Source organism: Bradyrhizobium sp. BLXBL-03, from assembly GCF_051853015.1.
Lineage (GTDB): Bacteria > Pseudomonadota > Alphaproteobacteria > Rhizobiales > Xanthobacteraceae > Bradyrhizobium > Bradyrhizobium manausense.
Genome location: NZ_CP182470.1, coordinates 2,021,502 through 2,048,488 on the forward strand (window position 1 = coordinate 2,021,502; position 26,987 = coordinate 2,048,488).

General features: G+C 57.9%; 21 protein-coding genes, 1 tRNA gene and 2 pseudogenes. 21 read left to right on the forward strand and 3 right to left on the reverse strand.

Annotation, left to right across the window (positions count from 1 at the left end; translation table 11 throughout):
* From ACNJX9_RS09650 to ACNJX9_RS09680, 7 genes are all read left to right on the forward strand, one after another.
* Nucleotides 1-1,347 (forward strand): YiiX/YebB-like N1pC/P60 family cysteine hydrolase, encoded by a 1,347-nt coding sequence (locus ACNJX9_RS09650; RefSeq protein WP_439408580.1) that lies wholly within the window; start codon nucleotides 1-3, stop codon nucleotides 1,345-1,347.
* 95 nt (nucleotides 1,348-1,442) lie between these two features.
* Complete coding sequence (locus tag ACNJX9_RS09655) at nucleotides 1,443-2,087, forward strand: type IV toxin-antitoxin system AbiEi family antitoxin domain-containing protein (RefSeq protein WP_057744779.1); 645 nt, start codon at nucleotides 1,443-1,445, stop codon at nucleotides 2,085-2,087.
* Complete coding sequence (locus ACNJX9_RS09660; RefSeq protein ID WP_439408581.1) at nucleotides 2,080-2,964, forward strand: nucleotidyl transferase AbiEii/AbiGii toxin family protein; 885 nt, start codon at nucleotides 2,080-2,082, stop codon at nucleotides 2,962-2,964. Before ACNJX9_RS09655 ends, ACNJX9_RS09660 begins: the two co-directional genes overlap by 8 nt.
* A gap of 23 nt (nucleotides 2,965-2,987) precedes the next feature.
* Nucleotides 2,988-3,173, forward strand: a complete 186-nt coding sequence (locus ACNJX9_RS09665) for a hypothetical protein (RefSeq protein WP_439408582.1) — start codon at nucleotides 2,988-2,990, stop codon at nucleotides 3,171-3,173.
* Between the two features lie 191 nt (nucleotides 3,174-3,364).
* Nucleotides 3,365-4,078, forward strand: coding sequence for a DUF5677 domain-containing protein (locus ACNJX9_RS09670; RefSeq protein ID WP_439408583.1), 714 nt, complete (start codon nucleotides 3,365-3,367; stop codon nucleotides 4,076-4,078).
* Nucleotides 4,075-4,335 carry a hypothetical protein gene (locus ACNJX9_RS09675; RefSeq protein WP_439408584.1) on the forward strand — a complete coding sequence of 87 codons (261 nt, stop codon included), beginning with the start codon at nucleotides 4,075-4,077 and terminating at the stop codon, nucleotides 4,333-4,335. Before ACNJX9_RS09670 ends, ACNJX9_RS09675 begins: the two co-directional genes overlap by 4 nt.
* Nucleotides 4,336-4,784: 449 nt before the next feature.
* Nucleotides 4,785-5,948 carry an FAD-dependent oxidoreductase gene (locus ACNJX9_RS09680; RefSeq protein WP_439408585.1) on the forward strand — a complete coding sequence of 388 codons (1,164 nt, stop codon included), beginning with the start codon at nucleotides 4,785-4,787 and terminating at the stop codon, nucleotides 5,946-5,948.
* Nucleotides 5,949-7,082: 1,134 nt separating this feature from the next.
* Here the strand turns inward: ACNJX9_RS09680 and ACNJX9_RS09685 are convergent.
* From ACNJX9_RS09685 to ACNJX9_RS09695, 3 genes and pseudogenes are all read right to left on the reverse strand, one after another.
* On the reverse strand, nucleotides 7,083-7,544 hold the full coding sequence (locus ACNJX9_RS09685; RefSeq protein WP_439408586.1) for a hypothetical protein: 462 nt from the start codon (nucleotides 7,542-7,544) through the stop codon (nucleotides 7,083-7,085).
* Nucleotides 7,545-7,552: 8 nt separating this feature from the next.
* Nucleotides 7,553-8,216, reverse strand: a pseudogene (locus tag ACNJX9_RS09690) (site-specific integrase); the annotation flags it as partial.
* Nucleotides 8,217-8,569: 353 nt separating this feature from the next.
* Nucleotides 8,570-8,643 (reverse strand) — tRNA-Arg (locus ACNJX9_RS09695).
* Nucleotides 8,644-9,459: 816 nt separating this feature from the next.
* On the opposite strand from ACNJX9_RS09695, the gene ACNJX9_RS09700 reads away from it, so the two are divergent.
* From ACNJX9_RS09700 to ACNJX9_RS09765, 14 genes and pseudogenes are all read left to right on the forward strand, one after another.
* Nucleotides 9,460-10,725 carry a lysine N(6)-hydroxylase/L-ornithine N(5)-oxygenase family protein gene (locus ACNJX9_RS09700; RefSeq protein WP_439408587.1) on the forward strand — a complete coding sequence of 422 codons (1,266 nt, stop codon included), beginning with the start codon at nucleotides 9,460-9,462 and terminating at the stop codon, nucleotides 10,723-10,725.
* Entirely contained in the window at nucleotides 10,722-12,614 is a 1,893-nt protein-coding gene (locus ACNJX9_RS09705) for a class I tRNA ligase family protein (protein WP_439408588.1), read from the forward strand. The genes ACNJX9_RS09700 and ACNJX9_RS09705 overlap by 4 nt, the downstream gene beginning before the upstream one ends.
* Nucleotides 12,611-13,849: an ATP-grasp domain-containing protein gene (locus ACNJX9_RS09710; RefSeq protein ID WP_439408589.1), complete on the forward strand. Its 1,239-nt coding sequence runs from the start codon at nucleotides 12,611-12,613 to the stop codon at nucleotides 13,847-13,849. Before ACNJX9_RS09705 ends, ACNJX9_RS09710 begins: the two co-directional genes overlap by 4 nt.
* Before the next feature lie 3 nt (nucleotides 13,850-13,852).
* The gene (locus ACNJX9_RS09715) at nucleotides 13,853-15,046 is read left to right on the forward strand and encodes a saccharopine dehydrogenase C-terminal domain-containing protein (RefSeq protein WP_439408590.1); all 1,194 of its coding nucleotides are present in this window, start codon (nucleotides 13,853-13,855) and stop codon (nucleotides 15,044-15,046) included.
* Complete coding sequence (locus tag ACNJX9_RS09720) at nucleotides 14,985-16,211, forward strand: ATP-grasp domain-containing protein (RefSeq protein ID WP_439410037.1); 1,227 nt, start codon at nucleotides 14,985-14,987, stop codon at nucleotides 16,209-16,211. The genes ACNJX9_RS09715 and ACNJX9_RS09720 overlap by 62 nt, the downstream gene beginning before the upstream one ends.
* Before the next feature lie 17 nt (nucleotides 16,212-16,228).
* Nucleotides 16,229-17,416: an MFS transporter gene (locus ACNJX9_RS09725; protein ID WP_439408591.1), complete on the forward strand. Its 1,188-nt coding sequence runs from the start codon at nucleotides 16,229-16,231 to the stop codon at nucleotides 17,414-17,416.
* Between the two features lie 400 nt (nucleotides 17,417-17,816).
* A complete protein-coding gene (locus ACNJX9_RS09730; protein ID WP_439408592.1) occupies nucleotides 17,817-18,167 on the forward strand; it encodes a hypothetical protein in 351 nt (116 codons plus the stop codon).
* A gap of 309 nt (nucleotides 18,168-18,476) precedes the next feature.
* A pseudogene (locus tag ACNJX9_RS09735) lies at nucleotides 18,477-19,759 on the forward strand (cystathionine gamma-synthase family protein).
* Between the two features lie 1,190 nt (nucleotides 19,760-20,949).
* Complete coding sequence (gene amoC, locus ACNJX9_RS09740; RefSeq protein WP_439408593.1) at nucleotides 20,950-21,843, forward strand: bacterial ammonia monooxygenase, subunit AmoC; 894 nt, start codon at nucleotides 20,950-20,952, stop codon at nucleotides 21,841-21,843.
* Entirely contained in the window at nucleotides 21,840-22,721 is an 882-nt protein-coding gene (locus tag ACNJX9_RS09745) for a methane monooxygenase/ammonia monooxygenase subunit A (protein ID WP_439408594.1), read from the forward strand. Before amoC ends, ACNJX9_RS09745 begins: the two co-directional genes overlap by 4 nt.
* A 25-nt stretch (nucleotides 22,722-22,746) precedes the next feature.
* Nucleotides 22,747-23,991 carry a bacterial ammonia monooxygenase, subunit AmoB gene (amoB, locus tag ACNJX9_RS09750; protein ID WP_439408595.1) on the forward strand — a complete coding sequence of 415 codons (1,245 nt, stop codon included), beginning with the start codon at nucleotides 22,747-22,749 and terminating at the stop codon, nucleotides 23,989-23,991.
* An 81-nt stretch (nucleotides 23,992-24,072) separates the two neighbouring features.
* Nucleotides 24,073-24,636, forward strand: a complete 564-nt coding sequence (locus ACNJX9_RS09755; RefSeq protein WP_439408596.1) for a hypothetical protein — start codon at nucleotides 24,073-24,075, stop codon at nucleotides 24,634-24,636.
* Between the two features lie 14 nt (nucleotides 24,637-24,650).
* Nucleotides 24,651-25,010: a copper resistance CopC family protein gene (locus ACNJX9_RS09760; RefSeq protein ID WP_439408597.1), complete on the forward strand. Its 360-nt coding sequence runs from the start codon at nucleotides 24,651-24,653 to the stop codon at nucleotides 25,008-25,010.
* Nucleotides 25,010-26,944: a CopD family protein gene (locus ACNJX9_RS09765; RefSeq protein WP_439408598.1), complete on the forward strand. Its 1,935-nt coding sequence runs from the start codon at nucleotides 25,010-25,012 to the stop codon at nucleotides 26,942-26,944. The genes ACNJX9_RS09760 and ACNJX9_RS09765 overlap by 1 nt, the downstream gene beginning before the upstream one ends.
* Nucleotides 26,945-26,987 lie beyond the last annotated feature (43 nt).

Consider the following 26,987-nt stretch of genomic DNA (forward strand, 5'->3'; position numbering starts at 1 on the left):
ATGAAACGGCTACGAGCTGCCTCGCTATCTCGCGGCGACATTATCCTGAGGACGACGACTGAGCCGGTCAGCAAGGCGATACGCTTTGCAACAAAGAGTGATATCTCGCACGCGATGATCTACGTGCAGCATTGCTCGGTGATCGACGCAACATCTCAAGGCGTTCACGCGCGAAATACGCAACGCCTGTTTTTCGATGAGGCATGTTGGCTGCACGTATTCCGGTTGAAGGGGGGAATCACGGCGGATCAAGCGGACCAAGTCTGTCAGTTCGTCCGACAACAGATCGGCTCGGAATATTCCACGAAAGAAGCCATTAGGACGGTGATAGGCGGCCGCGACCAGTGGACGCGCAAGCAGTTCTGTTCAAGGCTGGTCGCGCAGGCCTATGTGGCAGCCGGCGTCAAGTTGGTGAGTGACCCCAACTATTGCGCGCCCGCCGACCTCGCGCGAAGCAACCTCCTGGTCGCGGTACTGAACGCGACAGAAACGCTAACCGACGAGGAGGCGGAACGTTGGGCGGCCTACAGCGATGCAACCGAGATGATGCGTCAGGCAACGAATACGGTTCTCGATGGGGCGAGGAAGAAGGACAAGGGCATCCAAACCATCGAGGATGTTGTCTTGCATCTCGTCAATCACCCCGCCGATGATGCGTATATCGCGGACTTGCTGACCTCCTCGGATTTTCTCAACCTCTGGCAAGTCAACATCGAAAGGAATCCTTGGCAGTACGACGATGTGTTGCTCGCGGAGGTGCCACGCAAGCAGCGCGAAGAGTACTGCAGGGGTATCGTAGAAGATGACGCAAACGGCCCGCATCAGTATGTCGTGAACCGTGGCGCCTTTAAAGGGCTCCGCCACCGTTTTCCCCTTGCGACCTTCAAACTGTTCTTCGAGCTTTACGATCTTCTTTCGTCGGAGCATCGACAGCGGGTAACGGTGGCTCGCCGATGGTTGGAAGCGAACGGCCTTATCGCCCCTGCAATCGAGCGCTTTCACGTCCCACACACGTCCGAATGGTTCGCCACGCTTCATCAATGGGACCCGGTTCAAGCCGCGCAAACGAAATTCGTGGTCGACGCCGCCGGCCGCGAGGATGTTTGTTCGATCTGCGGCGATGATCCTGCGGATGAGACTATCGACTTGCAAAGCCGTTTCGGCCGGCGGGCACCACGGGCACGTTGCGCCTCTGCGACGATTGTCTGGAAATCCGCAGGGCGATGGGAGAGCCCTATGAGAAACTATAGCGACGGCTCCCGCCCGTGGACGGCGGCCATTGATCGAAGCGTCGCCGCTCTCTTTCGTTTTGCTCGGGTTTCGATAAAAGTCTTATATTATCATTAGCTTGGGTGGTGGTTTACGTGTTGTTAGCGGAAGTTCCGTATGATATGAAATGTCGGATATAAATAGATCATATCCGACAAATCGGATCATAAGCCATGGCCAAGCCATCTTCGACACAACAGGACCGCGCCATTGAGTTCCTCAAGGAACGCGGTATTGCGCGCCTTTCTGAGCTTGCCACGGCGGGCGTCACGGCGGCGACCATCGCCCGCATGAAACAAAAGGGCCTCGTCGTGCAACTCGGCCGCGGCCTCTATCAACTTCCCGACGCGCCCATCGACACGCATCATTCCCTCGCCGAAGCCGCCAAGCGCGTGCCCAAAGGGGTCGTCGCGCTGATCTCCGCGCTCGCTTTCCATGACCTGACCGACACCATTCCGTCGATGGTTTGGCTCGCCATCGGTCCCAAAGACCGGCAACCGCTTCCGACCAACCCGCCCATGCAGTTCGTTCGCTTCAACCCGGAGCGGCTTCAGGAAGGCGTGGAGATTCATACGATCGAAGGTTGCCCGGTGAAGATCTTCAGCCCCGCCAAGACCGTCGTCGATCTTTTTCGCTACCGGCGGAGCGCCGGGACACGTTATCGTCACAGTACTGGCCTCAACCTCGCGCTCGAAGGCCTGCGCGAGGCCCTGCGAACCCGCAAGGCCAAGCCTTCGGAGATCGCGGATTTCGCGCGCAAGGCCGGGGTTTGGAAGGCCATGCAACCTTATATGGACGCGATGACCGCCAATGGCTAACCCACCCAAGAATGTCGCGGCTTCGGTTCGCGCGCGGCTGCTCACGCTCTCCAAGGAGCGCAACCAGCCATTCGACCTTCTCCTCACCCGCTACGTGTTGGAGCGGCTTCTTTATCGCCTTGGCTCGACGGATTATCGCAACCGCTTCGTTCTCAAGGGCGCGATGTTGCTCGCGACCTGGGTCGACAACCAGTTCCGGCCGACGCGCGACCTCGACCTTCTCGGCTCTGGCGATCCCGACCCCGACGTGCTGTTGGCGATCTTCAAGGAGATCGCCGCCGTCGACGCCGCCGACGGCGTCATCTTCGACCCGGCCAGCTTCACCGTCGACCGCATCCGCGACGAAAACGAATACGGCGGCGTCCGGATCAAGGGTAATGCCACGGTCGATAACGCGCGCGTTCGCGTCGTGATCGACATCGCCTTTGGCGATGCCGTGGAACCGGGCGTGCAGGAAGCCGACCTGCCGGTGCTGTTGGACTTTCCGGCGCCGAAGCTGCGCTCCTATCCGCGCGAGACCGTCATCGCCGAGAAGTTCCAGGCGATGGTCGCGCTTGGCCTCGCGAACAGCCGTCTGAAAGACTTCTATGACGTCTGGGTGCTGACCCGCTCCTACAAGTTCGAGGGCGACGCGCTGGCCAGCGCCATCAAGGCGACATTCGAACGCCGTAAGACCGAGATTCCGACCGCGCTGCCGGACGCGTTCACCGCGGCCTTCACCGAGGACGCCGGCAAGAAGGATCAGTGGGCGGCGTTCACCAAGCAGGTCGCCGTTGACCCCGGCTCGTTGACGGAAGTCACCAAGACGCTCACGGAGTTCTTGATGCCGCAGGCGAAAGAAGCCCTCGCCCTGAAGGACGGGGAGAAGGCGATCTAACTGGAATGACCATGATGATGATCATGCCGATGATCATCATGATGACCAGCAGCAGCACCAGCAGCACGATCAGCATCAATATCATCATCATCGGCACCGGCGGCATCACCAGCGCCCGCCGGACCAGCAGCACTACCGGCATCGGGATCATGATCAGCATCAGGATGCCGATCATCATCGACATGTCGATAATCGGCATCACGGCATGACCGTTGAAATCCCGGCGGCTGGACCTTGAAGGCGGTCCCCATCGTCCTATCTAGGGGAGTTACATCGGTGGGCCGGAGGCTCGAATGTCGTTTGAAGTTGATGGATTTTTCTCGCCCGACCTTGAGCCGTTTCAGCGCGCGGTACGCACACCACCGCGCCGACCAAGGCATGGTTCGACTACGCGCTCGACTTGAACCGCATCGGGTTCGATCTGCTGCGGAACGCGACCACCGCGCGCTCAGAAAATGCAGCCTTCGCCATACACGGGTTGTTTGTGCGGGTTCACCAGTCATTCCAGTCGGCGCTCCTGCTCGCAATCGGTGATGCGCGAACGGTTCTCCGATCAGGCGTCGAGGGGACCGTAGCGATCTATGCGCTGCATTCCGATGCCGCCTTCGTCGACCGGCTGATCGAGGCCCACCACTACAACCAGGGCAACGCCGCGCGCGTGCTTCTCGACGACCCAGCCTATCTTGCCGCTTACAGGGCCGAGGATGTGGCCGCAATGAAGGCCGTGGTCGCATCGGTGGACGCCATGGAAAAAGCAAAGGGCGCGAAGCTGCGGGATGTCAACTGGGCCGATGTGGCGCTGAAATGCTGCCCCGACCTTTACCAGTTGATGTGTCGCTCGCTGTTATCCGACGGCACGCACACGACCCTCAATACTCTCGACCGCTATGTCTTAGCTGACACCAAGGGGCAGATAACCTCTTTCAAGTCCGCGCCGGGACCGGAAGGGCTTGTGGAGACGCTGAGCGCGGCTTGTCTGCTGTTTCTCTGGGCGGCCGATCCCTTTGCGGGCAGCGCGGGCCGTCCCGACATCACCGCCAGGATCAAGCAAGAGGTGCAGCGCTTCGCGACATTGCCAGGAGCCTTTCCCAATATGCCGCCGAAGGCCGCGTGATCTCCATGCTCGTCAGATCGCTCTCAGACGCCACTCTTGCCGCGATTGGCAAGGAAGTGAGCCAGCAGCCAATCGAACTGGTGACTCACCAGCCCAAGCCATGGGCTCTGCCGACCGATTGCTTTCGCAACGTCGCGCGCAAGATTGCTGAGGACCGTGGCAGCGCGCAGTGCGGCTATACGTTCCACCACCGCTTTGCCCAGAAGATCGAAGGGCACCCGCTTTATATTTATTTGACCCATCAACGTTGTTGGTAGAACCAATAGGTAAGCCAAAGATTGTTCCTGAAAAGACGCCTGAGATTCCCCCGTACACGCGCAGCGTCGTTGTCTCCCCGAAGTTGTCCAGAATCATATCGGGCGGTACGTCAGACGGTCATAGTCCATATTGTCAGAAGCGAACTGTGCAGGACTGCGTTATGCCGCAGAAGGGAGGGCGCCTCGTGACTGGTAGTGGCAGCGTGACCAATCAGGCTGTCGTTGGGCGAGCCAGGTGGACGGTAGTGAAGGATACTCCAGAGCAGATATGCATCGAATTTTGGGCGGCGACTGGTGCATGCGAGACCGAAGTGAGTATCCAGGGTCAAGCGACTGGAGTTGAGGAATATCAGACGGCCCAAATTCGGTGAAGGCGGCGGCGATTATGGGTTTTCGAGATGATCGCATCCCGGACTAGTTCCGGGCCGTCTCAAGGTGAGGATAGACGGATGACGAAGCGCAAATCATCTCGTTCCGAACGCCAATATGAGGCAATTGCTGATCTAGCTAGAGCAAAGGAGGATGATCAAATCTTTTCCGCATCGTTCTTTGCGAAACGCAATATATCCATTGTTGATCAGCAGCTGCGGTCTTTCACTCTTTGCCACGCATTATCAAGATTGAGAATAGTGCGAAACAGCAGTCAAGTAGCGATAGTAGGTGCGGGCTTCTCAGGTATGACGTGCGCTGTCGCATTGGCAATGAAGCACACTTGCTTGATCCATGTGTTCGAGCAGGACGACGTTTTGCTGAAACGATTCCAGCGAGCTTCCTTTCGCTATATCCATCCGGATTTGAACACAAGGGAGATTCACGACCCAGATATTTATAACTTGAAGGACGTTCCGACCAAGACAACATCATTCCCGTTCTTGAACTGGTCGGCCAACTACGCACCGCTCGTCGCCAACGAACTAATCCGTAAATTTGATCACTATCGCAGCAAGACAACCATTGCGCTTCACCTAAACAGCAAAGTGCTCAACGTCACTTCCGAGGAACCGCACAACGCATCAACAGCACGCAGATCACGACGTCGCCTTCTCGTACATACAGACTATGAAGATGAGGACTTGCCGTGCGACTTAGTCATCCTTGCCACGGGCTTCGGTGCGGAACGAAAGTTCTCCGAGTCAATCGATACGTCATATTGGTACTCTGGAAATCCGGATTCCTACCGTCCCGTTCTCGTGCCAACGACAACGGGTGGAGAGAAAGTCTTGATCGTAGGCAACGGGGACAGCGGTGTCCTTGAACTGGCACACTATCTGATTAAGGACTTTGACCAGAGCGATACGTTCCATTATACGCCTCTCAAATCGCCAATGACCTCACGATCATTCGTTGATCATGTGCAAGGACTTTTCTTCAGGTTCATTGAAGATGGCGGTATGCGCCGGAGTATAAGGGACTTTGGCGGTCCGGTGACATGGTACGAGAGCGGCTCCAGCCGCATTCGACCACGTGACAAATTATTCCGAAAAAGTGGTAATCGAAACCGGATTATGAATGCTTTAGAAAAATACCTAGAGAGCCACTTTTCCTGGGATCCGGCCGAAATGCAAAAGCTGGAGGGTGAGGTGGAGCACTTCTTGGACGAGCTGGCGACTTAGAGATCGAATGGCTTGTCGATTTGCTTTCAACGAACACATTTGATCTCGACTTCAAAGGAGTGCGAGATGATTTTGAGGTCACCATTATTGGCCCAACCCCCACCATCTATTCCCGACGGCAGGCACCTCAGAATTGGTACCTGCTGCGCTTTCTTAAGGATCACGCCAGATTTGAATACAGACCTGCAGAGTTCTTGAGACTTGTTGATCGAAAGACTGCGTTACTGCAATGCAAGGACACCAACATCGATGAGGAGTTCGAGTTTGATCGGATCATCATGCGCGGCGGTCCTGACTACAATTGTTTGGCTTATTCATCGACCTTCAACCCCAAAGTGCTACGTTCTCGATATGCAGTTAATGATGACCGCCTTTTTTGGCGGCGCGACACTCCTATAGAGGAGCAAGTCAGAGCCAATAGGCGCCGTCACCAAGAGCTAGTGTCTTATTTTAGAACGAGGCGCTGGAAGCAGATTGCTTGTGGCTCAGCCCCGTTCCACGACGGTGATTGGGATGAATACGTGAATGCTCACGCTCCTGCCGAACTCAAGCTTCGCTACAACGCGAAGCTCGCATGGAAGAGAGTTCGCTATCTGGAGAGGCGCTGCTTAGGCATCCGCTTTCCGAACCAGAGGACAGCATTGATTCGCTCATGTGGCGGTTGTGTGCGCTCGATAAGTCCGATGATGCAGTCCCGGTATATCGTAAGTTCAAGGCGGCTGGGAACCGCAAAAAGAGGCTACAATACTCAGAAGCCCTTCATGCACTCGCGGCAGCGTCGAAGAAATCCCGATAGCCGCGGCAGCCTCCGCATCTAAGCTCTGGCGGGATAAGCTTCTCACGAAAGCTTATCGTCCAAAGAATGCAGGCCAAACTGACCGCGCAGCGCGGCATATCCTTTTCGTCCTGCCGCGCGGAGCATCTATGGATAACTGTGCACATAATATTGAAAGTGTAGCGAGTCGGCGCGAGCGTGTGCGGGTAGCCTCGCAAGCTCTCAAAGCGCTGCGACATATCATCTGCCGCGCGCGATGGGAGGCCAGTCTGGCCGATCTGATCGGCCAACAAAGATGAGAATCGCTTTGCGTACATGCCGAAAGGCTAGGCGATCTTTGCCGCGCGGAAAACGGGTAGCTATCGATAGGCGTAGTTGATGAGATCTCGTATCAATTCGAGCAAGCCAGCCCAGGGCAATTCGCGAAACGGAATCCCATGCGCCAGGTCATTACGGATCTCGGCGAGGCTCGGCCTCGTTGTTCCCGTCAGAAGCCCGATTACGCTCGATGGTGATCCGCAACGTTGGTTCATCGGCACCTGACTATCCGTTAGACCATAATGCTCGACGATATACTTGAGCAAGTCGGCAAAAGTCGCGTTCTCGACCCACCACTTTTCGCCCTTCCTGATGGGACGCGTTTCTTGCTCGGCCTTTTCGGCGACGAATTGTCGACGCCTCAGTAATTCTTTGCCGCCATACCTGTCGTTCAGCGCGAGCTCTAGCGCTGTTAATCCGACCAATTCGCCGGCTTTTATCAAGTCGAAATCAAGCCATGCGAGCACGTAGAGCTTCTGAGCGCGTTCGAACTTTGCGCTCACGATGTGCGGAATTCCTCTTCGTCCAGCCAGCGTGTGCCGACGTTTTTGGGTTCGGTCGGAATGCCTGCAGCCGGATTGTGGGCGAGACGAAAGCGGCGGGGTGACGTGGTGCGGTAGTCGTGTTCGGACTTCAAGCCCCAGCTGTAAGCCGATCGGATGTAGCCGCGAACGTGATCGGCCATGGAGCGTTTGCCGCGCTCATAGATCGGGCGGATGACCTCTTTGATTTCGTCAGGCTCGATGTCGCGGGCAGCGCGGCTGCGGCCGAGAATATCGGCGATCTTGTTCAAGCCTTTTTCGACCTCCTCCAGGAAGGCTTTCCTTCAGCCTTGAGCGAAGCGACGTAGGCTTCGAATAGATCGGCAATGGTACCGGCCCGCGTGTCGCCCGCAATTTTGATGCTTCGGCCCTTCTGGATCATGTCGGCGTAGTCGCGCTTAAATGCACGCGCGCCTGGCTCAGGCTCATCGAGGGATAGGAGCCCTGAGGCGCTTCTGGTCACGCCACTGCTGCGCCATCCGATCCGCTGGTGACGCGGGTTGGCATCGGCTTCATCACAAGGATGAGCCGGCCCGTTCCGTGGCCCTCGCCATCCACAAGGCTCAGCTGCTTTCCGGCCTCTTCGACCTGCTTAAGAGCGCGGGGTATTTCGCCATCTGTAAGGCTCGACACTGGGCTCTCCCGTGGACTTTCGAGTGGGATCTGCAGACGGGTTGCAGGGGTCTGCGACCGGGGTCAAAAAGGGCTTCGATCCCCCTTAATACCGACCCCAATATGCGATAGCGCGCGACTCTACGACAAGCCAAAAAATCTCGGTTATTCAGTATGATGTGGCGTGATCAAGTGTGATCTAAAAGGCGCGAGTGGGATCGTTGCCCGTAAGCCTTCGTGGCGGGCTAAGCTGAACCATCGCCATGCTGGCTGCCCGATGATGCGCCTGGCACGGCTGCTGCCAATTCGTGCATCATTTGTCGCGCCAATGCGCAAAGCCCAGATTCGTTTGCCTGACTCGCCATTGAGAGTGATGGCGCACCCGACACGATTCGAACGTGTGGCCCCCACCTTCGGAGGGCGCTCTATCCAGCTGAGCTGCGGGTGCATTTCACTTGTCGTCTACGTCGGTCGACGAGCGATGGTCAACGGCGTCGGGGTCGCCTTCTCAAATTCGTCTGGCGAAAGCCGATCACCAGATTGGTGCGGCGATCATCGCGCTAGCCTATCCAGCTCCTTTTGAAACTATGCTCCCTACTGCTTACGCGATGCTTACGCGGACAATTTCGTTATTGGATCGGACCAGCGTTGATCCACAATTCCTTATATTTCAACGTTCTTCGATCTCCTTCGCGACCCAAAAGAACTTGACACCTGCCTTCGAAGAGCAAAGCTAATCCGTCCAAGCACCGAGCAACTATCAAACCTCAGAGGTGACGGACTGAAACAGCAGGCGTATCGAGGCGAGGTGATGATCGTCCGGAACGGAATCGTTTGGGCGCCATGAACGAGCCAAAAAATGCCGCTTCGTCAACGAAACAAGCTTCTCGGCGAGATCGGGCGTGCTCGGCGCGGCGGGTTCAGGAGACGCTGTCAAACTCGCTTTCTTCGACGTGGGGAACTGGAACGAATACGTTTGAGTCGAGCCTAACCCGACGACGAGGTATCTGCACGGTGGAAATGGCTGCCGACTGAAACCGCAGCGCTCAGGAGATGTCACCGCGTTCGGAAGGCGGTGTTCTCGGCAAACTGAAGGTTCGCGACTTGCTAGGTACAGCGGGAGTCGGTCCCCTTCGGATGAACGCGAAGAAACGGCTGACACTAGCGCCGAGGCACGAGCGATCTCAGTGCAGGCTTGACTCATTTGCTTAAGGCACCGGACGTACGTTCCGTTCGCCGCAAAAAAAACAGTTCGGCGGGTTGCATGTATGACGTGGTTGGTATCGGAATTGGTCCCTTCAATCTCAGCCTTGCCGCTCTCGTAAAGTCGACGGGCCTGCGGTGTGTGTTTTTTGAAGATAAGCCCGGTTTTTCCTGGCACGCCGGCATGGCCTTTTCCAGCGCCAGGTTACAAGTTTCACATCTCAAAGATTGTGTGTCGCTCATAGATCCAACCAGTCCGTTCTCATTTCTCAATTTTCTGCTTCAGACCGGACGACTCGATGCGTTCGTCAATCGACGGTCCGGCGGGGTCTCTCGCAATGAGTTTGGTCAGTATTACGCCTGGGTTGCAGATCAGCTTCCGTATCTCAGATTTGGACAAAAAGTACTGGACGTGTGCTCCGAAACCACACATTTCCGCGTCTTGACAAGCCAGACGGAATGTCGCGCTCAACACGTCGTGCTTGGGCTCGGAATCTGTCCTGACGTCCCGGATTGCGCGCGGCCGTTGTTAGGCGAACGTGTCTATCACGTAGCAGAGTATCTAAATAGACCGCCGCTAGCCGTGGGAGAACGGGTCTTGCTCGTGGGTGCCGGGCAAAGCGGCAGCGAGGTGATGGAACAGTTGCTCTCCGGCCCACCCCTGAAGCAGGTACTTTGGGTTACCCTCTACGACAACCTTGAACCAATGGATGATTGCGCATTCACGAACGAGCTCTACACGCCCGCCTATTTGCGCCACTTCCAAACTCAGGCCCTCTCGCGTCGACGAGAATGGGTGCAGGCTAAAAGGCTGAGCAGCGATGGATTGTCGCGGGATCTCGCAAATCAGCTATTCTCCAAAATATATGAACACCGCTTCGTCGAGAACAAGAACGCCGGCGTCAAGCTGGTTGTCAGTGCTTGCCTTGACAGCCTGCGGCAGAACGATGCGGCTTTCGAAGCTGTCCTCAAGTGTACCGAGACAGCAGTAACGCGCAGGGTGGCGGTCGATCGTGTGATCCTTGCCACCGGTTTTGTGTCAAACACTGCGCCATTTCTTGACCGGATCATGCAGCTCGCCTGCACTGAGAATGGTTTACCCAAGATCAGAGCAGATTGTTCACTGGAGAGTCGGATTGCCCTACCAGGCAAGATCTATCTCCAGAACAGAACACGCATCCAGCACGGTTTACAAAACCCGAATCTGTCTCTCGTCGCGTACCGCAACGCAACCATCATCAACAGCATCATAGGAAAGGAGTTCTATCCGCTGAACTCGAACCGCTCAATGCTTTCGCGTGTGGCCGAATTGCGGGAGGAGCGATGAAAAAGCTGCGCGACAACGTGGCTACCCGCCACTTCAACGCATCGAAGTTCTCTCTCGAGAGAGGCGAGTCCACAACCTTTGACTGCCATGCCGATCACGAGATGCTGTTCGTGTTCTCCGGCGTCGGCGAGGTTACTTATGGTGACGGAACGCTTTCCACGGAGCAGCTCACCCCCGGAGACATGATACTGATGCCGCCGTTCGCTGCACATCTTATAGAGAACACAGGAGCACAAACCCTTGTGATGGGAAATGTGTGGTGGGAGGACCGGCAGACCATTGACGAACGGGTCAAGGCACCGAAATGCGAGCGCCGTCCGCGCGTGGTTCTGCCAAGCTTTACGACACCCAATGGACGCATGCATCTCGGCCATCTGGCCGGACCGGTCGTCGCTGCGGACATATTTACCCGGGCCCAACGGACACTCGGGTTCGATTGTTACCAGCTTTGTGGCTCATTGGGCTTTCAGACGCATGTGGGGATAACCGCTGCGCGCGAAGGGCGAAGCTATCGTGAAACGTCGCGAACGTACTCGGATGATTTCCTCGCCAATTACCGTCTGCTGAAAATAGATTTCGATGTGTTCGCGACGCTGGATGAGCTTCCGCGATTCGAAGAGATCGCTCGCGAGTTCCTGACCGCCCTGGACGCCGGCGGCCATCTGATCGAGAAAACCACCCGCGTTCCTTATTGTGAGCATGGGCACGGATACCTGTTTGAAGCAAACGTGCGAGGCTTGTGTCCGCACTGCGGCGAAAAAATAAGCTCGGAATGCGAGAACTGCGGGCTGTTTGTGCCTGATGAAGAACTGGTGGATCCGGTGTGCAATCACTGCGACCGCGCAGCAGCATGGCGCCCGCTAAAGCGCATGTTCGTGCCACTAGAGCCGCATCGGGTCGTGCTCGAGCGGCTCCTGATGTCGGGGGCCTACGTCGGCAAAATGCCGGATTTCGTCGCCAAGGTGCTGCAGCACAAGCTACCGAACATTCCACTCGGAATCTCTTCATCGGAGGGAGTCGCTCTCCCGTTCCGCGGGCAAGAGGACCTGAAGCTCTATTCGGCTGTTGAGCTTGTCCCCCGCTTCTTGACGGCACAGGATATGCTCGCCTCCAGTACGGAACTCGGCTCGGGCGAAGTAGAGCTTGCGCTGTTCTTTGGCTCCGACAACGCGTATCTGCGCTGCATCATCTTTCCGATTTTGCTGCACCTTTTTGATGCCAGCAGATTTCACATCGTTGGGTTTTTTGCCAACGAATTCTACCAACTTGACGGCTACAAGCTCTCCACCTCTCGGGGCCATGTCATATATGCTGATGATCTCATTCGCCAGGGAATTCCCGCCGACTGGCTGCGCTTATATGTTTGCCATACGCGTCCTGCGGTTGCCGCAACGAGCTTTAGCCTTGGTGAAGCGTTCGATTGGATCGAACGGCGCCGCAGACGACTCGCATCCGTCATTCAGATTATCAGCAACGCGGTCGAAACGCATCACCGCGGGACAGTGCCGGAGCCCGGCACTTGGGAGCGCCTGCATCGCGCATTTTATCAGCAGCTTTGCGAGCGCCGGCATGAGGGCCGGCGGCTATTCTCGGTCGAAGGTTTCGAGCCGCGGCAGATCGCAGAGTTAATCGATCGCTTGCTTCGCGATCTTGACAGGTTTGCAGTAGAATCGCTGCACTCTCGCTATCATCCGGGCATCGAGCGCGCCGCTTGCGCTCTCAGTCTTGTGGGCCTGCGGCTGTGGGCGACGCTTGGCTGGCCTGTGATGCCTGAGCTGTGCACCGCAGTCCTAGCGCGCCTCGGGAGCCGAGAAACGCCATGTCTGAACCGCGCCTTGCAGTGGGTTCCCGCCGGGCGATCCTTTGACATTGGAGGCTGGGCTGCATGACGGAGTTTCTACTCTATATCAATTATCGCCGACTCATACGAGAAAGCATTCGTGCATTCGAAGCGGCGCATCGGCTCGGTTACCGCGTTGCCGTGCTTGGTCAGCCGCTGCCCCCGGAACTTGCCAGCTACGTCGACGAGTGGCGTCAATGCAATCCGGCGAGCCTTGACTCGCTCGAGAGCGCGGTCGAGGAGTTCAGAAACTCTATCCAAATCGCCGGTGTGGTCTGCTTTACGGAAACTGCTGTCGAAGCCTGCGCCATCGTTGCCGCGAAATTGCGGCTGCCCGGGTTGCCGCGGGCATCCGTGTCGGGGGTGCGGGACAAATCGATACTGCGCGAGCGGACCCAGTCGGTTTCCGGCGTCACGCACCGCCTTTTGCACAATGATAGCGATCTGGAGGAGTTCATCGGTGTGGCGGGGCTCCCGGTCATCGTCAAGCCGTTGAATGCCTCGGGCAGCACCGGAATTTATCTCATTCGCGAACCTGCCGACCTGGATGTCTTTCATTCCACTAGCAAGAAGATCGGCAATCCGACGTACGACCCGACCTTGCGCCGGCAAACGCTCACGTTCCTGGCCGAACGTTATATCGTCGGGCAGGAGGTGAGTGTGGAAGGATACGTCTCCCACGGTGAAGTCACCGTTGTCGGGATCACGCACAAGCTCACCTCGGATCCTTATTGCCTAGAGGTGCGGCATATCTTCCCTGCCGACCTCGACGGTGAGATGCGCGGCATGATCGAAGAAAAGACCAAAGACTGCGTGCTGGCGCTGCGTCTTGACAATGCATCCTTCCACCTCGAAGGCAAGTACGACGGCCCGCAGTTCACGGTCATTGAGGTCGCTGCCCGGCCGGGCGGGGATTACATCGCGTCGCATCTTGTCCCGCTTGCGTTGCAATATGACTTTTACGAAAACCTTGCTCGCATTGCAGTGGGCACGGTGCCTCTCCCCCCGCCCGCGCCGCAGCGCGTGGCAGGGATCCATTACGTCTTGGCCCAACAGGAGGGGCGGCTGCTCGGCTACCATGGCCTTGAGGCCGTTCTCGATCACCCTTGGGTTGAGCAAGCGATCGTCGAAACATCGGTCGGTACACACATTGTGCTTCCGCCAAACGATTTCCGTCTTCAACGTCTGATCGCGGTGATCAGCACCGCGCCGAGCCAAACACTGCTCACAAAGCATCTCGATTGGGTATCGAAGACGATCACCCCGGTCTTCGCCCGCGAGTGAAACATGCAGGCTGACGTCATAGGCGCTGGTACGATGGGCAGGGGAATGGCGGTGCTGCTGCGCGAAGCGTTTCCGCGGTGGACGGTCCGTCTCATCGATCGCGATATGAGCGCGCTCACAGCTGCGCGAGACGCATGGAGATGCGAGATCTTGTGCACCGACCAGCCGCAGCACGCAGGACTCGCACCCGTCGTAATCTGTGCCGCCTCTTGGCCGGTAACGCTCGGCGTGATCGAGAGCCTGGCGGGCCGCGCTGCACGTGGCTTGCTTGTGAGCATCAGTCGGCCCGCTACCAAGGACATGCCACGCGTGCAGCAGGCGCTGATCCAAGCTCCGACTCTTGCGGTGGTTCTGCCCTGCGGGCTGGAGCCGGGGCTGACGGAGATCCTGGCCTGCTATTTGCTGGAATCCACTCAGGAGGTGCAGTCCCTTCGTATGTGCTGCGGTGGGATTGTCGTGCCACGTCCGGCCAATCCTCTCGGCTACAAAAGGCTCTTCGGAACTTCCCACCTCCCGCTCGCGAAGCGCGACGCCTATTGCATCCGCGATGGCGCCCTCTGCGTCGTTCCGCGCTTTTCCGATGTTCAGCAGCTCGCTTGGCCCGACATCGGAGTTCTTGAGCACTGGCATGACGGGATGCAGCCGAGGCTCTCGCAGTATCCGAAATTGTCCCGGCCGGGAGCCAATGCCGACCAACGCACGTTGCGCTGGACGGGACATGCCGAAGTGGTCGCGTTGCTTCACCATCTCGGCGTCCTGGCCGAGGATACCGTAGATAAAGATACCGGGCTCACCTCAAAGCAGCTTTTCGAACGCGCCGCTCAGCGGACTCTTGGTCTGGCCGAAGGCGAACAGACAGTGACGCTTCTAGCAATCGATCTTGCCGGGCTTCGGCACGGACGACGTCACATGCACAGCTTGCGGCTTAATTTCACCGACCGCCCCGATATACGCTCGATGGCTCTTGCTACCTGCTTGCCAGTGATCTTCCTAGTCAACTGCCTGATCAGCGCCGGAAACGCCGTTAGCGGATTGCATTACCCTGAAAACATCATCACGCCCCGGATGACGCCAGGCATGCTCAGATGGCTAGCGCATCAAGGTGTGGCGATAACAATGGATAGATCCGGTGACAATGCAGAAAGAATTGCTGGTCTTGGGTGGAGTAAGCTCGATTCAGTCTCGCCACGTTTATGATCAGGCGCGCGCGCAAGGCCTGCGGGTGGTGTTGACGGACAGGCCCGAGCGTCTTGAGCCGGCCGGTCAGCTATCGGATTTCGCCGATGAGGCCCATCCGCTCGATTTCGAGGATGTGAGCGCCTGCCTCGACTGGGTGAGTACCTATCCCCGGCGTGAGCTCCTTGCAGGAGTATTCAGCTTCAAAGAGAAAGCACAGCCGGCGATCGCCGGACTTGTTCGCCGCTTTGGATTCAGGGGCCCGGGTGAACGTGCGCATGAGTGCACCACCAATAAGTCGGTTTGCCGCGAAACGTTGCGGGCAGCCGGGTTTGCGCAGCCGGAAATGGTGGTGTGCCGATCAGGCGAGGCGGTCGATCAAGCGTTCGCCGAGCTCTCGCGCCGGTATCGCAGGCTTATTCTCAAGCCGATGACCGGTTACGGCAGTGAGAACGTCTTTCTGCTGGACAGTGCGACGTCTGTTGCCGTTGCGCTGGCGCAGGTTAGGCCGTCGGCCGAGCGACCATTCCTGCTCGAATCGTTTGTCCAGGGGCGAGAGTTCAGCGCGGAAGGGGTGTGTGTCCGTCGCTTGCCGATGGTCTTGAGTCTGACCCGAAAATTCCTGATCGGTGATCGCAATTTCGTCGAGTGCGGCCATGTCGCGCCGGCAGATCTCGCACCTTCCCTGAGTGAGCGCGCGATCAGCCTTGTGCAGGGCGCCGTTCACGCCGTCGGGCTGACTTTCGGCATGTTCCATGCGGAATTCTGGGTTTGCGATACCGGTGAGATCGTCATGGGCGAAATTCATTCGCGGCCCGGAGGCGATTACATTACGCACCTGACCCAGTACGTGACCGGCATCGCGTATTACGGCAGCGTCTTCGCCCAGATGCTGTGCCCGGAGGCCGGCCTGGTGATGCTTTCATCGGAAAGATACGGCGCGGCCGGCATCCGATATTTCCTTCCGCCCCTTGGCAAGGTGCGGCAAATAACGGGATATGACCGGTTGGCCGAAATGCCGGGCTATGTCGGTGCCGAGTTGACGATCAAGGTCGGCGATACCGTGAAACCTGTCTGCCACTCGTTCGATCGTGTTGGTCATGTGCTTGCCACCGGGGCAAGCGCTGGCGAAGTCGATGACCGGCTCGCGCGCATGATTATGACGGTCACCATCGCCGTTCACTAAAAAGCCTGTGCGCCACCATGCCGAAACTGAAACCCGCACAGCGAAAATTCTGCAATGTATTTGCTCTGAATTTCCTCAACAACTACGGCTACTTTGCGCCGCTCTCCGCGCTTGGGCTCTATCTTCTCGATCGATCCCTCTCGGCGGCTCAGGTCGGTACTCTCTTGCTGCTGCTGTCTGCTTCCGGGCGAGCCTCACGTGCCGTGTTCGCTCCGCTGCTTGATCGCACGCCCACCCGTTACGGTTTGACGATAGCCTATCTCGTGATGGGCGCGGGCCATATAATGGTGGCGGAGAGCGCCGCGCCTGTCGGAACCGCGCTCGGACTAGTTTTGGTCGGCACTTCTTACGGCGCCTGCAGCCTCCTGCTGCGGCTCATTACGGTCCACTTGGTGGAAGATCGATCAGTCCGTTTGACGCTGGCGAAGTTCGCCGTAGGAACGAATATCGCCGCCACGCTCGGACCGTTGCTCTCGAGCCTGATGTACGTGCAAATCGCACCAAACGCTCCTTTTCTCTTCACCGGCGTGGTGATGTTATTGGCTGGACTGCTCTGCCATGCCTCGTTGGGCAAGGGTCTGCACGTTCCGGATCGCCCTGGCAGCTGGTGGAAGCCACTGCTGCACAGCATAACGCGGTCCGACCTCCGTCTGGTATTCGTTGCAACTGCCTTTACTTGGTTCGCTTTGGCCCAGATCTTCTCATTTGCACCGATCGTACTCGGCCGCTTGCTGGCAGGCCCGCAGATTGTTTGGACGATTGCCGCCCTCAATGCAGCCTTGGTAGTTGGGGCATCGATCCCGTTGATGAAGACGCTCGATCGCGCGCATGCAGACGACGTCGACATGTTGATCTTATCGGCCGTCCTGATCACGGCGTGCTTCGTGCTGTTATCAGCCCTTCTGAACTTGTTTACGCTTTACCTCGCCGTCGCATTGTTGACAGTTGTGGAGATTGTCGCCCTGCCATCGTTGTCTGTATTGCTCGTACGGAATACCCCAGGAAGGGATCACCTCGCCTTGTTAGGCATTAACGCTGTCGCTATGGGTGTTGGAGAAGCGCTCGGCACATTTGCTGGCGCTCTGCTCAGCACATCAGGGCTTCAAAACACGTTCGCTTTCGCGGCGATCGCCGCCCTTTATGCCCTGGGCACGATTTGGCTCTACAGCTTTCGCGGTGAGATGCTGGGTCGGAAACCCACGTAGGACGGCGTTGACCACGGGTAGCAGTTGAGGAGAGTCCCTCACCCTAGAATCACAAAGCTGCGCATACAGCAAGCGACACTTGCATATCCGTGCATGCCGACCTTACACAGTCCCGCGGCTCGCACCATGAGTCTTGCTCGCCGGAAGCGCATCGCCGAAGCCGATGAGCAGCTCGATCGTAATAGAGTATGACGTTTACGGTTCTTTCTTCACCTAGCGTCCTGTGTCAATCGCGTCGTTGGCACCAACCCGCTCCTTCTACGTCACGTCCTACTCCAAATGTCTTGCGCCAGCCTTTCGGCTGGGCACATTGACGGTCCCGGCAGCCTACACTGCTCAAACTGAGCTCCTTCTGCACGCCTCCGCCTGTTTTGTGGCTCCGATACCGAGTGAGGTGGTGGTGCGGCTGATCGACAGCGGTAAGCTTGAAACGCTTCTGCGCGAGCGGCGCCTGCAGGCGCTTGAGCGCTACCGCGTGATCCTGCATATCTTTCCGAAAGCCGCAAAACTCCAGTTTCCGGCCTTCTACGGATGGTTGCCATTGCCTCAGGAGTGGTCCGCAGATCAATTTGCCGCCGCCCGCGGTCGCGGCATACTTGTGATCCCACGCATTGCGGCCGCGGTTGGGAAGGGCGACCCCGGCGCAAGCCGCATTTGCCTTGGCGCGCCTAGAGATGTTGTCGCACTGTCTGATGTGCTCCAGACTCTGCGGGATATCCTGGCTCGGCACGCATTAACGTTGTTTCTGTAGCCTGACCTGGGATCCGCTACGCAGCCCGTCGCGGAATCGTACTCTCGACCAAACGCAAGAATCGCGTGTTGCGAGCCCCGGCAACCACCAACTCTTGCGTAACCGGCGATGGCACTCCGGAAAAGGCGCCGCTCGCGTCCCGAGTTCCATTTCGCAGCGATCGGGTGTTGCGCCTCCCCGATGCCACAACTGCGCGAAAACCGCCGCAAAAGAAGGATTCCAAAAAGGCCGGGGTCAATTTTGTGACCACCGCCGTTTACCACCAATTCGGCCCGCAACGCGCGGCAGCATCAGAACAGTGAAGCAGCCATGGTAAAACCGTTCCCGTCGAAGACCCATATCGGCAACCATACGCTGCATCCGGAAACCCTGATGCTGACCTATGGCTATGTTCCGCAATTGTCAAAGGCGCCATCAAGCCGCCGGTGTTCCTGACCTCGACCTTCGTGTTCAAGACCGTCGAGGACGGGCAGGACTTCTTCGACTACGTCGCCGGCCGGCGCGAGCCGCCGGAAGGCATGGGCGCGGGCCTGGTCAATTCACACTTCAACCATAAAACAGCGAGATCGTCGAGGACAGGCTCGCGGTCGACGAGCGCACCGAAAGCTGCGCGCTGTTCTCCTCGGGCATGGCGGCCATCGCGACCACGATCTTCGTCTTCGTCCGCCCCGGCGATGTCATCCTGCACTCCCAGCCGCTCTATGGCGGCACGGAAACGCTGCTGACGAACACGCTGGCGCGCCTGTCGATCGGCGCCGTCGGCTTTGCCGACGGCATCGATGAAGCCTCCGTCAGCCAGGCCTCGTAGGAGGAGATGGGTAGGGGGCAGGTTTCGGTGATCCTGATCGAGACCCCGGCGAACCCGACCAACGGACTCGTCGACATCGCGATGATCCGCCGCATCGCCGAGTCCATCGGCAAGGCCCAGGGACACACGCCGATCATCGCCTGCGACAACACGCTGCTCGGCCCGGTGTTTCAGCGCCCGATCGAGCACGGCGCGGACCTGTCGCTATATTCGCTGACCAAATATGTCGGCGGCCACTCCGATCTGATCGCGGGGCGCCGCTCTCGGATCGAAGGCGATCATGAAGGGCATCAAGGCGCTGCGCGGCGCCATCGGCACCCAGCTCGATCCACATTCGTGCTGGATGATCAACCGCTCGCTCGAGACGCTGAGCCTGCGCATGGAAAAGGCCGATGCGAATGCGCGCCTGGCGGCGAGCTATCTGCGCGACCATCCCAAGGTCGCCAGGGTGCACTATCTCGGTCATCACGAGCAGGGCTCGCCCTCGGGCCGTGTGTTCGCGCAGCAATGCCTGGGCGCAGGATCGACCTTCTCGTTCGACATTGTCGGCGGCAAGGACGCGGCGGTGAGATTCCTCAACGCGCTGCAGATCCTCAAGCTGGCCGTGAGCCTTGGCGGCACCGAGTCGCTTGCGAGCCTGCCCGCGACCATGACCCATTCCGGCGTACCCGCCGACATCCGCCAAAAGATCGGCGTGCTCGATTCCACGATCCGGCTGTCGATCGGCATCGAGAACCCGTCGGATCTGATCGCAGACCTCGCGCAGGCGCTGAATGCGGCTTGAGCGGTTGGATCAAAGCGGATTGGACGCGCGGCATGCCGACATGATCGCCGCGGCAGCCTCGTTGCTCTGCGCGCCCGAGAGCTGCCGCACGAGGCAGATGTAATAGCCCTTGCTGGATGCGTTCAGCAGGGAATCGCCTGCAGGCCGTCAATCTCACTCGATTTCGAGCCATTCGGAGACGGCGCGACCTGTGGGCCAACGAACGAAACCAACCGCAATCACCGCCTGATCCCGTGCCTGACCGCGATCACCGTGCTCCTGTTTTCCATCCAGTTGAAGCAGTTCAGCCTCGGCTCAATTATGGTCCTCACCCTGATCGCCGTCGCGCAATCCAACGTCGCTAGCCAGAAGAAGCGGCCACGGTCCAGCCGCTTGGCGTACAGCGATAGCCCGACTCCGTCGGCTGGCTTTTCACGTGGGCACAAAAGGGGATCTCTTAGGTTGCCACCATGGTCAGTGCGGCGATTTGCGATGAGAAGCCCACCCGCTGCCTCCAATGCGGCGGACCACTACGCGGCACTAAATGGACACGATATGCTCAGGATGGACGGCTTGGTGCGAGCTTCACACGAAGAGTTGGCTTGAACTCCAGGCCGCACTGGCCCAACTGAACATTTCACATTCCGATCACATTTCGATCATTCTCATCATCGGCGATGGCGACCGTCCACGTGCGTGCGAGGCATGAAACTCCCGTTGGAGCGAAGGGCGTCAATGGCCGTCAGGCTTGCAAGGCTCCGACTTGGTCTGACACTACCTGATCTGGTAGCTGCTCAAGACGCCTCGTCGGTGGTTGAGTAAGGCGATGATGAACGAAGTAGACAGAACCGAAACTGAACGACGAAGTTGTGGTCACCTCGTGCAGATTAGGAGGATGCAGAACCGCCTGCTCAAGGCGATCTCCATCTGACCGAACGTCCTCAGGCTATCTGCAGGGGTAGGATGTTTACGCGTGAAGACGCACTGAATGACCGAGCGGGATATGCACTCATCCTTGGCCGGCTGCCGACGGCTTGGCAACTCCATTATCAGGCCGGGCATTCCGCACCAATGCGTGCTCATCGGAGAGCGGGTCTGCCGTGCAGGCCGAAATTCAGGTCCCTGCTGAGCGGCTACGCGTCTTGGATTCCCCAGCCGATCAGTCAGTGCCTCTGTGTCGATATTTGTTAGGATAAAGTCGAGAAGCAAAAATGTCTGGCGATGCGTTACCTCGCATGGCGAATGTCACGGTCATCAAGACCTTTGATATTGATTGTGGATTGTTCGCGTTTGCGATGGTCGCGCTGACGATTCTGTACATCAGCGCGCGTCTGTATCAGCAGGCTTTTGGTTTCTCCATGGGGCTCGATGCGAACTCGCCGGAATTTGACCGATACTGGATGACGCTCTTCAGAATCGAGTTGCCGGTTCTATACGGCGCGGGCGTGCTCTGCTGGTCGTATCTCTTCCTGACGCGTGATAGGAGCATTGAGACCGTCACGCCCGAGACCGAGTTGCGCAGGTACTTCTATCTGACCATGTGGCTCGTCGTGTACAGCTTCTGCATCTTCTGGACGGGCAGCTTCTTCGCCGATGGAGATGGCGTCTGGCATCAGACGACCCTGAGGGACACGCCGCTCACCCCCAGTCACATCATTCTGTTCTATGCGACCATCCCGATCTATCTCTTCTTTGGGGTCGGCAGCTTTGTCTACGCGATGACCCGGATCCCGGCCTTCTGCAGGGGGGTCTCGCTTATGCATGCGATTGCTGTAGTGGGGCCTTTCCTCATATTGCCGAATCTCGGTTTCAACGAATGGGGACATGCTTACTGGCTGACTGAGGAAATCTTCTCGCATCCGCTGCATTGGGGTTTCGTCGTTCTTGGATGGTGTGCACTCGCGTTGGCGGGCGTTTTGATGCAGATCGTCGAACGGTTCAGAGAACTAATACCACTCGTGTTCAAGCAGGATGCTGCGGGAAGCCCGACGGACGCGAACCCGTTTCGCGACGCGTGGGAAAAGTGCGGTCCGGAAGCGCAGCGACAACGATACAAGCCAACGAGCGTTTCTGGACGGCGACCTATCTCCGGGAAGAGTAAGTGAACTCCAGCGGCGAGGGAAGAGTGACCTCAACGGCCGACATCGATGCAGCGGCGAGTCCGAGAGACAATACCCGCTTCAAGGATAAGAAGGGTGAGACGGTCATTTCTGTCTCTGGTTTAACGCCCGGTGCAGCCAGATACTCTCGCCTGTTCGACGTCCTCGTCGTGGCGGCTGTGGTGACTATCTTTGGGGGAGCAATCCATCTGCATGTTATGCTCACGGTCGGCGATTGGGACATGTATGTCGACTGGAAAGACCGGCAGTATTGGCCCCTGGTCATGCCTGTCTCCATGATCATGTTTCCTGCTGCCCTGCAGGCGATCTTCTGGGTCAACTTTCGTTTGCCGATCGGTGCGACGGTTGGCGCAACGGCGTTGCTCATTGCCACCTGGATCGGTCGTTACGCGAATTGGTGGATATGGACAGGTTTTCCCTTCACGGAAGGCGTGCCGTCACAGGCGCTCGCGGGGGCATTGTTGATGGATATGACCTTAATCGTCCTTCGCAATAGCCTGTTCACATCCATCATCGGCGGCTTTGCGTTCGGTTTCGTATTTTGGCCATCGAACTATTCCGCATTGGCTCCGTTCTATCTCCCTGTCGAGCACCAGGGAATGGTCGCATCGTTGGCCGACATGATCGGTTATACATTTCCGCGTTCGAACATGCCAGAGTATCTGCGTATCATTGAGCGCGGCACCCTCCGCACTTTCGGTAGCTCGGTGAGTTGGGTATCGGCGGCATTCGCGGGCTTCATCTGCATATTCATGCACCAGCTTTGGTGGCGGCTTGGACTTTTTGCGTCCCAGGCAACGTTCCTCAAGAACAGCGATGTCGTCAAATCCTTCATGGGTATAAAAAGCAGCGTCGCGTCCTAAGGACATGAGCACGGGGACTGTAGGCATGCTGCTGAAGCTTATCAAATTCGCTGCCGTTTGCGTCGCATTCATCGCCGGCGTGTCTCATGCGGCGGCTCATGGCGAACGCGCTCAGGAGCCATACCTGAGGACCAGAACAGTGCAGTTCTACGATGTTCATTTCTCCAAAACTGAGGTGAAGGTGAACGAACGTTTCGAACTGACGGGAAAATTCAGGTTGATGCAGGACTGGCCGGATGCAGTGACCCCGCCGGACATCGTTTTCGTATCAAGCATATCGCCGGGGCCGACCATTGCCAGGATCGAAACATACCTCAACGGGTGGCCAGCGAGGCAGTCTTTCGCGCGGCTGGAACTTGGCCGAGACTATGAGTTTCGAATGGTTCTTGAGGGGCGCACACCGGGCAGTAGCCACATTCATCCCTCGATCTCGATCAAGGGCTCTGGTCCGTTGGTCGGACCGGGGCAATGGGTAAACATCTCGGGTGAGGCGCATTCGTTCGCATTTCCGATCAAGACGATGACCGGTCTGCAGATCGAGGACTTGCAGACGTTCGGGCTGGCTCATGCGGTCGGATGGCATTTGGCTTGGCTGGCTGTAGCTGCGGCTTGGTTGTCGTTCTGGCTGGCTCGACCGCTGATTCTACCTCGATGGCTTGTCCTGCAGAAGGGGCGGGAGGATTTGTTGATTTCGTTGAGAGACACTGGCGCTGGGATCATTGTGTCGGCGATTGTTCTTGTCATGGTCTTCGGTGGCTATGTCCGGGCGAGCGCGGAATATCCATACAATGTGCCCCTCCAGAGCGGCTTGAACAGGGTCGCCCCGCTTCCGGCAAGCCCTGCTTACGCAGAAATCAAGGTCATATCGGCGACCTATGACGTGCCAGGCCGTTCGATGAGGTTGGCGACCCAGATAACCAACAAAGGGTCAGAACCTCTCTCGATTGGCGAGCTTACGACGGCAAACATTCGTTTCCTCAATCAGAGCCTCCCAGTGGCAATGGCCAATGTCGATCCGTCCTACTCAAGAGACCTCATCGCACGCACGGGCCTTAAGCTCAGCAGTGATACGCCGATCAATCCCGGTGAAACGAGAGAGGTGCGCGTTGAGGCAACGGACGCCGTGTGGGAATTGGAGCGACTTGTCAGCTTCCTCACCGACGTGGACTCCAAGTTCGGCGGGTTATTGCTCCTCTATGCCCCCAATGGGGAACGCGTCATAGCAGAGATGGGCGGACCAATCGTGCCCGTATTCACCGAACTCAAGTAGGGTTTGGGTGTGTGAATGTTGCGAAGACGCCAGACGCGAACGGCTGCGAGCCGAAGAGGGGCGTTCCGGACCGCGCGGGTGATGGCACTGGTCGCTCACATTATTCCTGCCGCCGTCCGCGAAGGTCATGCGCACGGAGCGGTGTCCATGGAGGCTGACCAATGCAAGCTGAAAGTGGACAGCTATTTCATGCATTTTACCGGCTATCAGCCACAGAGCTCGAGAGCCGAATTTTGTGAGGACATACCGGAGGTCGGGCGAACAATCATTGTTCTCGATTTCGTCGACCAGTCCCTTCGAGACATCCCGGTCAGCGTGAATCTGGCTCGAGATGATGGCGCCCGAACGGGGGACACGATGAAGACGCCATCCAGCATCCTCTACATTCCACCGAAGAAGTATCCGAACGGAACGATCAAGATCGACGTCAATTTCGACCAAGCCGGCAGATATATCGGGATGGTGGCGATCGAGAATGGCGAGCGAAACGTGGCGAAATTTCCGTTCGACGTGGGACGAGGCTGGAGTCTGATACGCCTTTTGGCCTGGTGTCTGGTCCTCGTATCAGCCGCCATCGGAATGTTTCTATGGGCCTTGCGACGAAACGCGATAGCACAAAATCTACCTGCGGCGAGCGAGAAGTGAAGGCGCGTAGTTCAATGAAAAGGTTCGTGATTGTGCTGATGGCTGCGCTGATCGGAACGCCGAGTGCAGTCCTCGCTCATGCGCATCTCATGCGCTCGACGCCGCAAGATGGCAGTCGAATTTCGGCGCCGATCAAGGCAATCGTCCTCTCCTTCACCGAAGCGCTCGAGCCGCTGCTCATCAATGTCACCCTCTTTCGCGATGATAAGGCCGTGTCAGGGCTTTCGCAGCCCTTGCTAGCCGACAATGGACGAACCGTGACTATTTCGCTGCCCGATCTTTCTGCCGGGCTCTATACCGTCAGTTGGAACGTTGTCTCCATTGATGGGCATCGCACGGAAGGCAAGTTTAAGTTCGTCTACTGGGGACCTTGATGGAAACGGTCCTCTCACTTGCGCGAGGGACTGCTTTTGCCTCCACGGCAGCTTTCGGCGGGGTTTGCTCGGGTCTGGCTCTGTGGCGCGATGGACTTGAAAGCCGCACCCGGTCGCTTTTCACGACGATCGCTTCCACCGCAGCATTCGCGGGATTCGCCCTTGGTGTCCTGTTCTTAACGGTTCGGACCGTTGCGCTTCTTGGTAAGCCGCCCTCGGCTATCAACTTCAGCGACGTGCTTTTCATCATTCTTGGCACCCGGTTCGGGAGAGCTCAGCTTGCAGCGCTTGGATGTGTGCTCGTTGGTGCCGCGAGCTTGCGACTTCTGCACAAGCCAGGTCTTGCCGCGATTGTCAGTGTATTGTCGTTGCTGATGGGATTGTTCTCGAGTCACTCGGCGGCTGGCGGGACTATTGCAGACCTCGTGATCAATATAGCTCACGTTGTTGCAGCAGCGCTCTGGTTCGGAGGACTGTCAGCCCTCGTTGTCGCAATGGCTCACCAGTCAGCGGCGAGGCCTGAAGGCCCGTCGAGGCGGCTCAGTGGCTTTTCGAACATTGCGCTGCCACTGATGTTGCTCGTGGTCGCGACCGGCGTAACTCTAGCGATTGAAAACGTTGGGACTTGGCCGGGTTTGGTGGCGACTGAGTATGGCTGGCTCCTAATGGGGAAGCTCGCCTGTGTCGGCATGGCCCTGATCTGTGCGGCGTTTGTCCGGCTGAAGCTCTTGCCGTTGCTAAAGTCCGAGAAATCAGTTCCGCCGCTCGCGATGGTCTTGAAAACCGAGCTAGCCTTCGCATGTCTGGTCATACTACTTGCAGGGTGCCTGTCTCAGGCGATTCCATCGAGACATGTCGAGATAATCTGGCCGCTTTCGTTTCGTCTGGATCCAGCGGTTGCGTGGCGGACGATTCCGGGAAGTCGCCTTCTGGCCATTGGCGGCTGCGTTGCGCTGTCTGTGGGGAGTATGGCCGCCTTTGTGCTCGGCCGCGCGGGAATGTGGCGATGGGCGACGATTGTTGCTGCCGCTGGAGTTGGCGTCGGAGGTGCTTTCGCGCTGCCTGCGTTGTCAGTCCCGGCCTATCCATCGACCTACGCGACGGTTCCAGTGCCGTATGACGCGGAAGCGATCGGCCAGGGATACGATGTATTCCGCGCAAATTGCGTAGCATGCCACGGCCAAAGGGGCAGAGGCGATGGCCCGCTGGCAAATGATTTGAAGCCGCCGCCTGCCGATCTCACCGCGCCGCACACGACCGATCATACGATGGGAGACATGTACTGGTGGGTGAGCTATGGCTTCCCATCCTCGGCGATGCCGGGATTTGCCGACCGTCTCTCGGACATGGACCGTTGGCGGGTAGTCGAGTATGTGATGGCTCTATCACTTGGCTATGAAGCAAGAGTTCTGGGCCCCGAAATCGCGGCGGGGCAGCCGTGGCTGCACGCGATCGACTTTCCGACGTGCAGCGGCGTCGCTCAGACAGAGAACTCGAAAGGGGAGAGCGATGGGTCCGCAAAGCTTGTGTCGATCTTCCGGGATGGCGCTCGAATGCAGCACCTGGATCAGTTGATGCAACATGAGCGCGACATTGCGCGAGCAGGTGGAGTGATCGTCGCGGTGCTGCCGTCTCCTTCCGAAAAGATCGCGTCTGCCGGCGTTCTGAGAAATGTCTGTGTCGTGTTCGACCTGGATCATAGTATTGCCGCTGCTTGGAATCTCTATCGGCGCACGATGACTAACCCTGGCTTCCATGACGACGATTTGCCGCCATCGATCATCGAGTTTCTCATCGATAGATTCGGGTTCGTGCGCGCGCGCTGGCGTTCGGATGAGACGGATGGGTTGGCCTCGCCCTCCCAATTGGTCGAAGCCATGACGCAACTCCGAGCCGAACCAGAGATAAACAAGAGAGGCGTTCATAATCATTAGTGTGCAAGTAGATTTTCATTTCGCATGCCGTCTGGCTCGTTTT

What these genes read in the sequence shown, in the direction of transcription:
- ACNJX9_RS09755 (WP_439408596.1), top strand. Translation starts at nt 24,073, where the DNA reads ATGGCACTGGTCGCTCACATTATTCCTGCCGCCGTCCGCGAAGGTCAT.
- ACNJX9_RS09655 (WP_057744779.1), top strand. Translation starts at nt 1,443, where the DNA reads ATGGCCAAGCCATCTTCGACACAACAGGACCGCGCCATTGAGTTCCTC.
- amoC (WP_439408593.1), top strand. Translation starts at nt 20,950, where the DNA reads ATGTCTGGCGATGCGTTACCTCGCATGGCGAATGTCACGGTCATCAAG.
- ACNJX9_RS09715 (WP_439408590.1), top strand. Translation starts at nt 13,853, where the DNA reads ATGCAGGCTGACGTCATAGGCGCTGGTACGATGGGCAGGGGAATGGCG.
- ACNJX9_RS09700 (WP_439408587.1), top strand. Translation starts at nt 9,460, where the DNA reads ATGTATGACGTGGTTGGTATCGGAATTGGTCCCTTCAATCTCAGCCTT.
- ACNJX9_RS09720 (WP_439410037.1), top strand. Translation starts at nt 14,985, where the DNA reads ATGCAGAAAGAATTGCTGGTCTTGGGTGGAGTAAGCTCGATTCAGTCT.
- ACNJX9_RS09725 (WP_439408591.1), top strand. Translation starts at nt 16,229, where the DNA reads ATGCCGAAACTGAAACCCGCACAGCGAAAATTCTGCAATGTATTTGCT.
- ACNJX9_RS09660 (WP_439408581.1), top strand. Translation starts at nt 2,080, where the DNA reads ATGGCTAACCCACCCAAGAATGTCGCGGCTTCGGTTCGCGCGCGGCTG.
- ACNJX9_RS09765 (WP_439408598.1), top strand. Translation starts at nt 25,010, where the DNA reads ATGGAAACGGTCCTCTCACTTGCGCGAGGGACTGCTTTTGCCTCCACG.
- ACNJX9_RS09680 (WP_439408585.1), top strand. Translation starts at nt 4,785, where the DNA reads ATGACGAAGCGCAAATCATCTCGTTCCGAACGCCAATATGAGGCAATT.
- ACNJX9_RS09705 (WP_439408588.1), top strand. Translation starts at nt 10,722, where the DNA reads ATGAAAAAGCTGCGCGACAACGTGGCTACCCGCCACTTCAACGCATCG.
- ACNJX9_RS09650 (WP_439408580.1), top strand. Translation starts at nt 1, where the DNA reads ATGAAACGGCTACGAGCTGCCTCGCTATCTCGCGGCGACATTATCCTG.
- amoB (WP_439408595.1), top strand. Translation starts at nt 22,747, where the DNA reads ATGCTGCTGAAGCTTATCAAATTCGCTGCCGTTTGCGTCGCATTCATC.
- ACNJX9_RS09710 (WP_439408589.1), top strand. Translation starts at nt 12,611, where the DNA reads ATGACGGAGTTTCTACTCTATATCAATTATCGCCGACTCATACGAGAA.
- ACNJX9_RS09665 (WP_439408582.1), top strand. Translation starts at nt 2,988, where the DNA reads ATGCCGATGATCATCATGATGACCAGCAGCAGCACCAGCAGCACGATC.
- ACNJX9_RS09760 (WP_439408597.1), top strand. Translation starts at nt 24,651, where the DNA reads ATGAAAAGGTTCGTGATTGTGCTGATGGCTGCGCTGATCGGAACGCCG.